Origin of the sequence: Sphingobacterium sp. Mn56C, assembly GCF_049319645.1 — a bacterium.
In the GTDB taxonomy this organism is placed as follows: Bacteria; Bacteroidota; Bacteroidia; order Sphingobacteriales; family Sphingobacteriaceae; genus Sphingobacterium.
Window position 1 is genome coordinate 216123 of the sequence record NZ_JBMOUC010000001.1, and the last position, 13433, is coordinate 229555.

Below are 13433 nucleotides of genomic sequence, written 5' to 3' on the forward strand. Positions count from 1 at the left end.
CCATGAAACATAAAAGAAATTATCTTTTGTTTTTGGGATTTGTTGCACTCCTATTTGCTGCGTGTAAAAAGGATAAAATGGATATGAAGGTAGACAATCGTTTGGTGCCTCAAAACCGCACAAATTCTAATGTTCGTATTATAAATTTATCAAGCTTTAATCAGGTCATAGCAAATGGCGATAGCTTAACTAATTTCGTTGTACAAAACCCACGTGGTCCTGATTATTATAAATATCCTGCCACCTCTTATTTTCCTGGTGACGGGCGATTGGGGAAAACTTGGAATGTACCACAGGACCTTTTTGATAAAAATGAAAAAATTAACTTTCATATTGCTACACGTGTATACTTAGGAAGTGGCGTTAATGAAGATATTACATTTCAAGCTGTAAATAGCTACCAAAACCCTACGGATTATTACTTGTTGCCTACTTTTTTTATGACAGGACAGCCCGAAGTAGTGCCTGTTCCACGTGATGTGACAGCGCCTAAAAAGGCCGATCATTTTAAAATCCGTATAGTTAACCTTTCAGGACAATTGAAAAGCCTAGCTAACGGACCTACAGGGGCACAAGAAAACCTATCTGGACCGGTGTCTTTAGCCTTTGCCGATGGAACCTTAGTAGACGCGAAAACAAGTAATATTACTACCGCAGCGAAGTTTTCGGAGTATGTCGAAGTGCCTTATGGAACCTATCAGTTTAAAGTATTGATGGCAGATGGCCGTCAGGTGCCTTCACAAAGCAAATCCTTTCCAGAATCTGCAATCATAGATCCACCTACATCTACCATGCCTGTAGATTACAAGGGTATAACGAATTTAACTTTTGCACCTATTCAGACTTATCAACCGGGTGGAGTATATACTATTGTAATTACACCACAAAAGTTCGAATACATAAGCAATGAACTTGGTGAAACCGTTACCATGTATCAAAATTCGTTTCAGGTTCTTTCTGATATTAGTGCTGCCGCGAACCAAACTTACTATCGTGTACAGGGTGCAAATGCTTTTAACAATCAGCCCATTGGTTTTCGTGTGAATGGAAATGAAATTGCAAAAAGCATAGACTTTGGTAAAGCCAGTGGTTATAGCACATTTGTACATGGGCAGGCTAAAATTGAAGCGATAGATGCATCGGGTAAAGTCCTTGCAGAGGCCAATCAATTGCTAAGACCCGCTCAGAATTATACCCTATGGTTACATCCTGAAGCAAATGGAAATCCAAAATTGTTAGTGCTTTCAAATGACTTGAGTGGTACACAGTCTTTGCCTGTTGAAGAAGATGGGACTTATGGTCGTACAGAGATAAACTTTTTCAATTTTGACAGGTACCTTAATCTTTCTGTTGGAAACCCATATATCACGTTTACGGCAGATAATGGTCAGGCTTTAAGTACGGCAAAAATAAATCTTCAACCAGGAATTCCAATTTTTGAGCAGCCGTATATACGTGCTAATCTAATGCTGCCTTCCTATCAAATTATGGCTTATCGCTCTACACCAACCGTAGTGCCAGGTATTTGGGCCAAAGATATCGAAGTGTTATCTAGCGAACAGTTTATTGCAAACAAGGAACTATACCTTAAAGCAGGCAGAAAGCTACCAACACAAGAGGCAGGCGTGTTTACGGTAGCCTTAATTGGAAAAACAGGTAGTAATGTTAATGCCAACGAAAAAGCAAGAATAGTCATTATTAAACATAATAAGTAATGAAAAGAAATAGTTTATATCTCGTTTTGGGAATGCTTATTTCCTTTTTAGCAATTACAAGTTGTACAAAGGTGGAGTATACCAAAATTAATGAGCCAGCATATTTACGTGTTTTCAATAACCTGAATTATATTCAAACACTAGAAACCAAGGATGATAAGGTTCCTTATTTCTGTATGTTAATTAATCCAACTACAGATGCAGGTGGAATGTTAACAGGGGCAGAAATTGTAGGAGACTTCTTAGATAAAAGAGATGCATACGCACCGCCATATCCATCACATGTAGGAAGTAGCACCTCTGTCAACAATCCAGAATACCCTGGTAAAGAAAACGTATTAGTAGGGCCTATATTAAATGGATTTGATTTAAGCAGTTGGGCACAGGTTCCTTCTGGAAAGGTTCGTATTGTTTTTGCATACAGACCTAAAAATACAGTGCCCTTCTTTCAACTTGAAGAACGCTTAAAAAAGGATATCCTTATCGATACTGTAATAAATTTGGATAGTAAAGAAGTGTATACTTTACATTTATTGCAGACCGACTTTAACACCAAACAGCATGATGTTTTATTGCGTCATGAAAATTTCTATAAGCTACCTCTATCAGACTCCTTGGTGTATGTAAATTTTTATAACATGAGTTCTAAGGGGTTTTGGGAAGCAGATGAATCCTTAAAAGATAACGATTCTGATTTGAGAAGCTTTAAAAGCGGCATTAGAGATGAGATGAATATCTACCTTTCTTTATACGAGAGCCAGGCGGTATTGCAGCATACTGGCGCAACTGTTCCAGGCTTTAAGGGTAAATACCTGGCATCCGTAAAGCGAAATACTACCTCATCGGCAGTAAGTCCTTATGTTAATTTCCCACTATGGGCGAGTAATAAATCTAACGGTATAAAAACTGATATCTGGCAACGATTAGACTTTTTTGTTCCAGGAATGAGCCCAAGTACAAACCCGTTTTATGACGGTGATACACGAACTGGTGCCAATTGGGCATCCGTAAACTTGTTATTGAATGGAAAGGTCCGTCTGCAGAGTAATGATAATGGGACTTTACTACCCAATCTATTGGTGAATATACATTCTGGAAAAGATAATCCTAAAACCTTTGCTACAGTAAATACTATTGAAGTGGTTAACGGGAGAATCTATTTAACCACGATTCAACGTAAATATGCACCCCCTATTTATTAATTCGGAAAAGGAGATTATAAAAATGAAAACAACAAATTGGAATATTGGGGTGCGTGTGCAAAAGCAGCTATTCAGTTCCTATTACAGATACTTAGTATTGCTGATTACCCTAAGTTTTACAGGGTGTAAATACGACGATTTGACAATGCCTGTACCGAATGAAAATGTCCGTTTAGCCGGAGAATTCATTCAAAACAATTACGATACACAGCTTTTTAATGCGGCTTTAAAGAAAACAGGCTACGACAAACAACTTAATGAAAATGGTCCTTTTACGGTATTGGCTCCTAGCGACAATGCTTTTAAGGAAATGGGGATAATGCGTGCTAGCGATTTTGATAAGATGAATATCGATAGTTTAAAACGCGTAATTGGTTACCATATTTTACCTCGTCGTTTGTATGTACAAGATATCCCTTCAAATTCGGTGGACGTACGTTATGCTACCCTAGAAGGCAGTGAATTGTATACCTCTTTAGCATCAGATAAACCAGGTAAGGTAAGTGATTATGATAAGCTTTATTTCTCGGGAGCAAAAGCTATTCGTACAGATGTGGCTGTAGCAAATGGTGTATTGCACATTCTAGAGAAAGTAATGAAACCACAATTTGAAACTTCGGTACACGATTGGTTATCAAAACAGCCTAAATATAGTGTTTTTGTAGAAGGGCTAAAACAGTTTGGCCTTTGGGATGAACTTGCAGGAAAAGGCCCTTTTACTATCATAGTGCCCAATAATGAAGCCTTGGAGAAAATAGGTATTACTGCAGCAAACCTAAAAAGTTTAACACCCGAAAAATACGATGGAAATGTATTGTTTGGCGCTTATATAATTTATAAGAAGCACTACTTTATCTCAGATCCTGTGGTGTTTAGCAAAATTAGTGGCAAGGGGAGTATAACCTATATGCTTCGTGATAATAAGCATAATGCTACCTTCTCTTCATTGGAAGAATACCCTACCTGGTATCTGACCTTTGGTTTAGGGGTTAGAGCTGGTACAGGTCCTTTTGATGGTGTTATAGGCAGTGTATCTTCTAATGTTCAAGCCGAGATGGATTATCTATGTAGCAATGGGCTAATTCATAAGGTTAGCACCGGATTAATGAAGCCAGAACAAGCAATTAAAAAATAAGAAAATGAAAAACCGAAAAAATTTTATACCGGTATTTGGATTATTGTTTTTGGCAGTAGCCTTATTTTTTACGGCTTGCCAGAAAACAGAATTTATGCCGGACCCGGAAGGTGAAAAAGTACCTTTTCCAGATACTGTAAAGTCTTCCTTAGTAGATATTATTCGTGCTACCCCAACGTTAAAAACATTTTATGCCGCTTGGGAAAAGGGAAATATTAAAAACCTTTTAAAAGAAAAGGGCGACAAGGCAAGATTTACTGTTTTTGCTCCTTCAGATGCAGCTTTTCAAAGTCAAGGAATTACCGTGGCTAGCATCCAAAAAATGACTGCAGCAAACATTGATAGCCTACTATTATTTTATGTGAGTTTAGGTGATATCAAACCGATTAATCTACAGGACCGTTCAGATAATTTAATGGTGAAATCACTTTTACCAAAACCTGGGGTTTATGTAAAGTACTATGAGGGGAATGTACCTGGAACGATGAGTTACGATCTATACTTCCATAGGTATTACATGAAAATTCAGGGTGATGAATTGCTTGCAAATGGTAAAAAAACAGGCAAGTTAAATTATATCCCAGCAACAGACGGCGGTTTATATACCCTAACGCGTACGATAGAAAAACCAACTAAAACAATCCTGGAAATTTTAGAAGCGAATGGTAGGTTCAAGCTATTTTTAGAATCACAGCGCTTAACAGATCAGTTGTTTTTTGAAACCATTGCCCCAGTCTTAGAACCTTATATAGGGTATATTCCAGATGATGAGGAAATGAGGTCTGCATGGGCTACTTATAGATTCTATTATACGACGGGTTGGAAATTCACAAAACCTATTTATGAAGGATTTATTGGGCAAAATCTTACTGTTTCTACTTTGTTTGCTCCAACCGATGAGGCTTTCCGTAAAGTAGGTTTTAATACTGCTGAAGATATTGTTCGTTTTAATCTTGAACATGGGGATGCACGTTTTGATGAAGATTATTTTGAAATTAAAGGAGGGTATCCAATGGATACACTTTACAACTATCATCGTGATTTCGGGCGTTTTAACCGACCTCGCACTCCTGGTGGAGATGGGCCTTCAAACAATGCTACAGTTTTCTTTAGTAATGATTTAGGACCTCAATTAAACAATTATTTAGTGGGGCTTGGAGGAAATGTGGGGCCAGAATATGCTTTCACTATGCCTTTAGAATTTTCTTTTAATAATGGTCGTACTCAGATTAAAATTAAAGGTTCTAGTGCGCCTGCAGCAACAGTTATTGACGCTGATATCTTGAGCTTAAACGGGCCTATCCATGTCGTAGATAATCTTTTTGTTCCGAAGGGATTTAAATTTAAATAGATGATACAGTACATAAAACAACATAAATTATCTGCAGTCTTGCTCTTGGGGTTGTTGGCTGTAGCCTGTAAGAAGGATAACAAAAGCGAAGTTGATTTTGATAGCAATAAACTGAATATGGTTATTGCCGACAACTTTAACCTTTCCTTATTAAATGCAGCTTTACGCCTAAGTGGTGTAGATAAGGATTTACAAAGTAATGCTGGCCCCTTAACGGTGCTTGCTCCTTCGGACGCAGCATTTAACAAGGCTGGTTACAGAAATACGGTGGCAGTACTAAGTGAAAAACCATCGGTTATTTCGCAGATGGTAAAGTACCATGTTTTGGATGGTAAATACGAGTTAAACAAGCTACCATTTCTTTTTAACCAGGAAATCCGTACCCGTGGAGGGAACGTTTTTGCAACGCATTGGATAAAGGGAGTGGATACCGTATTAACCTTAAATGGGGCAAGGGTAATTGCTAGCAATATACCCTCATCAAATGGCTTATTACAGGTCTTAGATCGCGTGCTTACACCTTATCAACACGATAAAATTATGGACGCCATAACAGCACAAACAAATATTACATTGTTTGCACAAGCTTTGCAACGTTCAGGGTTAGCACAAACCCTTTCAGAAGCAGGGCCTTATACTGTATTTGCTCCAGATAATAGCGCTATGGCTACTTTAGGTTATAGATCTGTTCAACAGATCGAAGCGACCAGTGTGGAAGAGCTTAAACGATTGGTAAATTACCATATTATTAAAGATCGACGATTTATCTATGATTATATCCTAAGTACGGGACCTAGTAATGCTTCAAAACAAGCTATGCTTGATGGAAACAGTGTTACGGTAACTCTAATTAAAGCAGCTGGTTCTACAGTGGCTTTTGAGGGTATTACGTTGCGTGGTATTGGAAATACAAAAAACGTAGAAGTAATAAAACAGGATATTTTAACGGGTAATGGGGTGCTGCATATTATAGACCAAACTTTACGTATTACCCAATAATCAATTATTAAGGAACAAAAAAATGAATTTGATTCATAAAATAAAGAGTTGGCCCAGTGTTTTAATATCACTCTTTCTATTATTTATTACACCACAATTGTCATGGTCGCAAGAAACTACAGGAGCCCTAACAGGATCTGTAGAAAATGTGTCTAAGCAGGTGTTGGCAGGGGTATCTATAGAAGCTATTCACTTGCCTTCAGGAACACGATATACCATTTCTACAGATAAATCTGGTCGTTATACCATTAACAATATGCGTATTGGTGGGCCATACAAAATAACGGTAAAAATGGTTGGGCAGAATACACAAACAAGAGAAGATATCTTTGTTCGTTTAGGAGCAGCCCAAGACTTGGACTTTATTATGCAAGAAGGCTCAAAAGCGTTGGACGAGGTTGTGGTATCGGCAAGAGCTGGTCAGAAACAACGTGCTGATAGTTATGGTACGGGCAAAAACATCTCTGCCGAGCAAGTGCGTAATGCACCTACAGTAAGTCGCTCTATTACAGATGTAACGCGCCTAACGCCGCAAGCCAGTCGTGATAATAGTTTTGGCGGTACCAACTTTCGTTATAATAACGTAACTATAGATGGTGCCATAAATAACGATGCCATCGGTTTTAGCCCTTCATTAGGTGGACAAACAGGGACATCGGGCATGGCTGGTAGTAGTACACGTACAAATCCCGTATCTATTGATGCAATTCAAGATATGCAGGTATATCTTGCGCCTTTTGATGTTAAAATCGGAAATTTTACCGGTGGTTCTATTAATGCAGTAACACGTAGTGGTACAAATAAAGTGGAAGGTTCAATATATGGTTTCGGACGTAATGCTGCTGTAACAGGCAAGGACAGAGTTGGTGGATTGGGAAGAATGAATTCAGACTTTTATGATTATCAAGGTGGTTTTCGTATTGGCTTTCCAATTATTAAAAACAAACTATTCTTCTTTTCAAATGAAGAAGTTACTCGTCGCCAAGACCCTACACAGTTGTTTATTGGCACCTCTGAAATTGCGCATATATTAAGCGAAGCAGATGCCAATGCAATAAGCTCTGCCGCACAAAGCCGTTACGGAAATATTTTTGATGTAGGCACAGCAGGCTCTTATACAAATTGGTCTAAATCGCTCAAGTTTTTCAATCGCTTAGACTGGAATATTAATGACAAACATCAGCTCTCAATTCGTAATAATACCATCTTCAGTAAAGCGACACACATGGATAGAGATCAGCAAGATTTTCGCTTCTCTAGTATGGCATTTGAGCAAAAGAATAACCAAACCAGTACCGTTGCCGAGTTAAAAAGCAGGTTTAGCAATTCCTTGTCTGGTAATGCCCTTATAGGTTTTACACAGGTAAACGATAGCCGTAACCCTTTAAGTGATCCTACGCTTCCGCAGGTACAAATTCAAGGACGTACACCGGGTACTACAATTTACTTAGGTACCGATAGAGAGGCGAGTATTTTTGATATGCAGCAACGCACTTTTGAAATTACAGCAAACTTAAATTGGAATGTGGGTATACATAAGTTTTTGGTAGGTACGCACAACGAGCTTTATAAAATTCGTTATGGGTTTGTAAATGCTTGGAATGGTCGTGTAGACTACAATAGTATTCAAGATTTCTTAAGCAACAACCCTTACCGTGTTAGAGGAAGTTACAACTACATTAACAATAGCAGAGACTATATATTAAACAATCCTGCTGCAGATTTTAATGTAAATATGTACAGCTTGTACGTACAGGATGAAATACGCGTAAACGATAGGTTGAAAATAACCCCAGGTTTACGTGCAGATTTTGCTGCACTACCCAATATGCCAACGCTGAGTGAGAAGATTAAAACAATCAATTCTGACCCTAATTTTGGGATGACTTATTCGTATACGCCGCTTAGTCGAATTAAAAACGACTTTATGAACCGTGTTCAGATTTCTCCTCGTATAGGGTTCCGTTGGGAGGCTACTGAAGATAGGCGTTTAGTACTACGTGGTGGTGCTGGTTTATTTACTGGACGTATTCCTTTTGCTTGGTTGGCATACGCTTATTACAATACTGGTGATAAGTATGGAGCTTTTGATCAACGTGCAGACCAGAAACCTTTTGCTCCGGGTAGCGATGCGATTAAACCGAGTCCAAATGGTTTGGCAGACTTTATTGCTCAGAATGGTGCGGTAATCAACGATCCTAATTCTGGGAAAACGCAAGTGGATTTAGTAGACAATGGATTTGTATTGCCACAGGTATTGCGTGGTAGTTTGGGTATTGACTATGAAACTACAGATAACTGGAAATTTACAGTTGAAGGAATGTATACACGCAACTTAAATGATGTGCTTTTCCAACAATTAAATACCAAGGATAACCCAACATGGAATGGTTATGATAAAAATCATCAGCAACCTGTATATTCTGGAAACGTAGATCCTCGTTTTTCAAACATCTATTTATTGAGCAATTCAAACCAAGGTTATCGCTATAGTTTAACGGCTACAATTAGCAAAGCTATAAACCAAAAGTTGAATGCTACGGCAAGTTATACCTACGGACAGTCGAAAGACTTAAGTAATGGTGTACGTAACTCTATGGAAAGTAACTGGCAGTTGAACCAAGCTTTGGTGCCAAACAATCCTAAATTATCGTATAGCAACTTTGATATTCGCCATAGAATTGTAACCAGTGTAAACTACCAACAGCCATGGCGAACAGCAGGAAAAACAAATATTAGTTTATTCTTCTCTGCGCAGTCTGGAAGTCCTTTTACTTATGGTATTGTAAACAATACTATTCAAGGTTTACCACAACAAGTGTCATTGGTGTACATCCCTACGCATGCAGAGGCTGTAAACTATTTCAAAGATATTGAAAATGGAGCTTCGGCAGTACAGCAGGCAGAAGCCTTTAATCATTTTATTGATGGCAATGATTACTTGAGCAGCCGTAGAGGCAATTTTACCGAACGTAATATGGGTAGAACACCTTGGAATGTACAAGCAGATGTACGCATTGCACATGATATTTTCGTAAATGGTAAAAAAGGACAGTTTCTTACAATCTCTGCTGATATTATGAATCTGACGAATTTGTTGAACAAAAGTTGGGGCGTACAATACTTTTCTCCAAATACATTTAACTCAACCAGCAGTGTTGGTCTTACGCCATCTTTATTTCCACCACAGCAAAATGCTGGAAATTGGCCAGTATTTAATTTCGCTGATCCAGGAAAACCATACAGTATAGATTACTATAGTTCTAGAACACAAATGCAGTTTGGTGTACGCTACACCTTTTAAAGGATGTAAGGTGCAATGGAGATATAATTAGTTTGGAGTTATAAATTGAAATAGAAATGAAAAACGTAATACACATAACCACGGTAATACTTCTTGTTGTACTAGGAGTAGTTGGTTGTAAAAAGAAGGAGATCGAAGGTTTTCGACTTGAACCCAAGATGACGAGTTATTACCCGAACTCTGGAAAAGCAGGTACGCTTGTAACTATCGAGGGGGAGGGGTTTGGCACCGACATTAGCGAGTATACCGCTACAATTGGTGGTAAACCAGTTGAAGTTATATCAGCAACAGAGATGGCTGTTGTAATGCGTATGCCAGAGACTGGTACATCGGGAAACATCGAATTAAAATTCAATGGTAAAACTTTGTCAATAGGGGCGTATACTTATCAAGACTTAACCATTAAAAGTATTTTTCCTACCAACGGTGGGGCAGGTACGCAGGTGCGTATTGAAGGTGAAGGGTTTGGAAGTATGGACAAACCTGCCGAAGTATTTGTTAATGGCATAAAGGCACTTGTAGTAAGTGCCTCGGATAAAGTTATTGTAGCAGAAATACCTGAAAACTCAGGGTCTGGAGCCGTAGCTGTTAAGGTTGATGGCAAACAGTCGCAAGGGCAACGTTTTAAATACCAAGGTATCTTTGGTGTAAAACCATTAACAGGGGGTAAAGGAACAAAGGTTGTTATTAATGGTGATGGCTTTGAAACCGATTTAAAAGGTAATGTTGTAGATTTTAATGGTAAAGTTGCAGTAGTGTTAGAGGCTACTGAAAAGCAATTGGTTGTAATTGCTCCAGATGATGTTTCTACCGGACCTCTTTCGGTAAATATCAATTCTCAAAAAATAACAGGTCCAGCATTTACAGTTGTTGGCAAACCTATTATCCAAACGGTTTCGCCACTAAGTGGACCTAAAGGTGCTGAGATGACAATTACTGGTGACATCTTCAGTAAAGAGTTGGATGAAAACAAGGTATATATTAACAACGTATTGATACCTATTAAATCGGCTTCCAACAACGAGATTAAACTAGATCTTCCTGGTGGTACAGGTTCTGGAATAGTTCGCTTGGTCGTTAATGATCAAGCAGTAGTAGGGCCAGAGTTTAAAGATCAGAATTTAGGTATTATTAGCCTTACTCCAGACAATGGTTTAACAGGTACAACCATTACCATAAATGGTATGGGGTTCAGTACCAATGTGTCGGAGAATAAAGTTTACTTTGATGGTGTTTTAGCGACAGTAAAAACAGCAACCGAGAATAAATTGGTGCTTGATGCTCCTGAAGGTTTACGTACAGGTGCTGTTCGTGTAACGGTGGCAGGGCTAGAGGCTGTAGCTCCAGTACAGTTCCGCCGTGCAGGCGTAATGACGCTGGCTGGTGGGCCGAATTCCGACCTATTCGAAAATCACATGACAGCAATTGCTCTTGATCTGTTAGGAAATGTTTATGTAACAGATACGCAAGCTAAAAAAGTAAAGAAAATTACACCTTCGGGTACAGTTTCTGTATTGCAAGTGAATGGTTCAGATGCGGTGTTTAGTAGGCCTTATGGTATAACTATCGATAAGCAGAATAATATTTACGTGGGGGATATGGAAACCAATGAGATTGTAAAAATTACTTCTTCAGGACAACGATCTGTATACGCTTCTGGTTTTCCTCCAGCGCATTTAACAATCAATGATAATGGGATGCTCTATGCTGGTGTAAACCAAATAAGTGGTGGGGTAATGCGGATAGCGACTCCAAATAGTGCAGTAAGATTCCCAGGTCCATTTTGGGTAAATACTCGTCCATTAGTCGACAATATGGGCAACTTCTATTACGCCGATCAGAATTCAGGCGGTAATAATTCTATTAATTTCGCAGGTGTTGATGGTTCTCGAGTAAGTAATTGGGTGGGATACTCTGATGGTGGTACGGAAGATGGTGTGGGAGATAACGCTAGGTTTTATGGTGTTTCGAGTATTGCGATGAGTAAAAATAAGCTGTATACTATAGAAAGTTATGTACTCTATATCCGCGAAATTGATCCGGCAACACGTACCGTAAAAACAATATATAAACCAGGCAACGGACGTGGGTTTCAAGATGGTTCATTATTTACAGCGAAGTTTAATGGTATGAATGATTTTGCTGTTGATAAAGACGGTAATATGTATATTCTAGATGCGGCAAATAAAGCAATTCGAAAAGTGTTTTTCCAATAGCATAATAATAAAAGGTGATTAATTGTAAGAGCGGGGTAGACTAATGTCTGCCTCGTTTCTTTTTTTGTGCGGTTGGACTCTCCTTGTCTGAACTTCTATTAATATTAACTTTACTTTGGTTTTATTTTAGCGTAATGTATTATATCTTTATTTGCACATGCAGAACTTAAAATTTATGATCTTGTGAAGCAATTAATAGAACAAGCCGGGGAGGAGTATATGTTAATTGACAAATATATAGACCTAAATTTCAAAGATTTCTTCATGTCCTATAAAGATAGGGGATATATATGCAACCCTGTATTAAGATGTTTCGCCTTATATCATTGTATATTTAAGAATAAGATTAAGCAGTTTACCACCTGCTGACATTTGATTTAGATTATTATAGTTAACCAAATAATTTCGCTTTCCTTAGATTCAAAAGTCTGAATAAGAGATAAAAGAAACTCTTACGGTTTTATAATACCCAAAAGTCAAAATGTACCTATAGAGATGGATTGGCGAAAGATTATGAATATTCGTCTTGCTAAACCAATTGTTATATTCCATTTTAGTGAGATCAACAAAAGTGAAAAATATGAGTAACAATCCGACAACATTCATTTCTTTTACTTGGGAAAATGACGATTTAAAAATGGTATATAAACAGGCATTGCCAAAAGCGGGGCTAAAGTTCTTCGATTGAGCATTTGTACAAGGCTAAACTCTTGTTCTTCGGTTGAATTTTTGTATTGAAATTTCCCCACCTTCGGCAATACACAAAACATTGTTTATAATTATGGCTAACAAAGCAGTAAAACTACTATTTTAAAAGAATGATATTTTATCAATAATTGGAACTATTGCATCAGTAGGTTCTGTGCCATTATCTATTTACTTATTCATTAAAAGCAAAGAAAACTCTATTGACAAAACAAAAAGAGAAATTGTTCGAATTTTATCTCACTAAATTGGAGATAGAAGAGAATTAACAACATTTGAGATTAAGACAGTAATAAATTCTAAAACAAGAGAAAATAAGATTAATTCTGAAAGAGTTAGTATTAATGAAATAGTTGAAGATATGGTTTCCGACACCATAACAAACCCATTACTAACTTGAGGAGATATTTAGGAATGGTTAAATATTTATGAGTTGTAAATCGATCATCAACTCATAATAGCCTATGTATTTAATACCTAATCTTTTTAGATTATATGAACCCATCGACTCTTAGCTGATAGCGATGCAGTCGATGGGTTTTGTCTAATCGGTATTAAATAATATGACAAAAAGGATAGTTAGCGGGCTGTAGAAGATGGTTCCGTAATGCAGAAATAAAAAAGCTAACCACATCTACCATTTGTTTTGTTCATCGGTGGGGGATAGGTTGTCTGAATGGCATTAAGCCAAATCTGTAGCTATAGTACGAATAATGTATTATCCAACATTAATACATTCCTATTCTCCACTGATAACTTTTTCCTTATTGTACTATTCTATTGTTTTAATTTGAATAGCTTTTGAT

Annotated in this window: 7 protein-coding genes; all 7 read left to right on the forward strand. The window is 37.7% G+C overall.

All coding sequences use genetic code 11. The features are described 5' to 3' along the window. The first annotated feature begins 2 nt into the window (after positions 1 to 2). Genes ACL9RF_RS01010 through ACL9RF_RS01040 form a run of 7 tightly spaced genes read left to right on the forward strand, consistent with a single transcriptional unit; the run spans position 3 to position 11922 of the window. Positions 3 to 1715, forward strand: coding sequence for a DUF4397 domain-containing protein (locus ACL9RF_RS01010; RefSeq protein ID WP_422798727.1), 1713 nt, complete (start codon positions 3 to 5; stop codon positions 1713 to 1715). Next, positions 1715 to 2917: a hypothetical protein gene (locus ACL9RF_RS01015; protein ID WP_422798728.1), complete on the forward strand. Its 1203-nt coding sequence runs from the start codon at positions 1715 to 1717 to the stop codon at positions 2915 to 2917. The genes ACL9RF_RS01010 and ACL9RF_RS01015 overlap by 1 nt, the downstream gene beginning before the upstream one ends. Positions 2918 to 2939: 22 nt before the next feature. After that, on the forward strand, positions 2940 to 4052 hold the full coding sequence (locus tag ACL9RF_RS01020; protein WP_422798729.1) for a fasciclin domain-containing protein: 1113 nt from the start codon (positions 2940 to 2942) through the stop codon (positions 4050 to 4052). 4 nt (positions 4053 to 4056) lie between these two features. Further along, positions 4057 to 5403, forward strand: a complete 1347-nt coding sequence (locus ACL9RF_RS01025) for a fasciclin domain-containing protein (RefSeq protein WP_422798730.1) — start codon at positions 4057 to 4059, stop codon at positions 5401 to 5403. After that, entirely contained in the window at positions 5404 to 6402 is a 999-nt protein-coding gene (locus ACL9RF_RS01030; protein WP_422798731.1) for a fasciclin domain-containing protein, read from the forward strand. Positions 6403 to 6424: 22 nt separating this feature from the next. Then, positions 6425 to 9706 carry a TonB-dependent receptor gene (locus tag ACL9RF_RS01035; protein WP_422798732.1) on the forward strand — a complete coding sequence of 1094 codons (3282 nt, stop codon included), beginning with the start codon at positions 6425 to 6427 and terminating at the stop codon, positions 9704 to 9706. Between the two features lie 56 nt (positions 9707 to 9762). Continuing rightward, positions 9763 to 11922, forward strand: coding sequence for an IPT/TIG domain-containing protein (locus ACL9RF_RS01040; RefSeq protein WP_422798733.1), 2160 nt, complete (start codon positions 9763 to 9765; stop codon positions 11920 to 11922). Positions 11923 to 13433: the final 1511 nt, after the last annotated feature.

What these genes read in the sequence shown, in the direction of transcription:
- ACL9RF_RS01040 (WP_422798733.1), top strand. Translation starts at nt 9,763, where the DNA reads ATGAAAAACGTAATACACATAACCACGGTAATACTTCTTGTTGTACTA.
- ACL9RF_RS01015 (WP_422798728.1), top strand. Translation starts at nt 1,715, where the DNA reads ATGAAAAGAAATAGTTTATATCTCGTTTTGGGAATGCTTATTTCCTTT.
- ACL9RF_RS01035 (WP_422798732.1), top strand. Translation starts at nt 6,425, where the DNA reads ATGAATTTGATTCATAAAATAAAGAGTTGGCCCAGTGTTTTAATATCA.
- ACL9RF_RS01020 (WP_422798729.1), top strand. Translation starts at nt 2,940, where the DNA reads ATGAAAACAACAAATTGGAATATTGGGGTGCGTGTGCAAAAGCAGCTA.
- ACL9RF_RS01025 (WP_422798730.1), top strand. Translation starts at nt 4,057, where the DNA reads ATGAAAAACCGAAAAAATTTTATACCGGTATTTGGATTATTGTTTTTG.
- ACL9RF_RS01030 (WP_422798731.1), top strand. Translation starts at nt 5,404, where the DNA reads ATGATACAGTACATAAAACAACATAAATTATCTGCAGTCTTGCTCTTG.
- ACL9RF_RS01010 (WP_422798727.1), top strand. Translation starts at nt 3, where the DNA reads ATGAAACATAAAAGAAATTATCTTTTGTTTTTGGGATTTGTTGCACTC.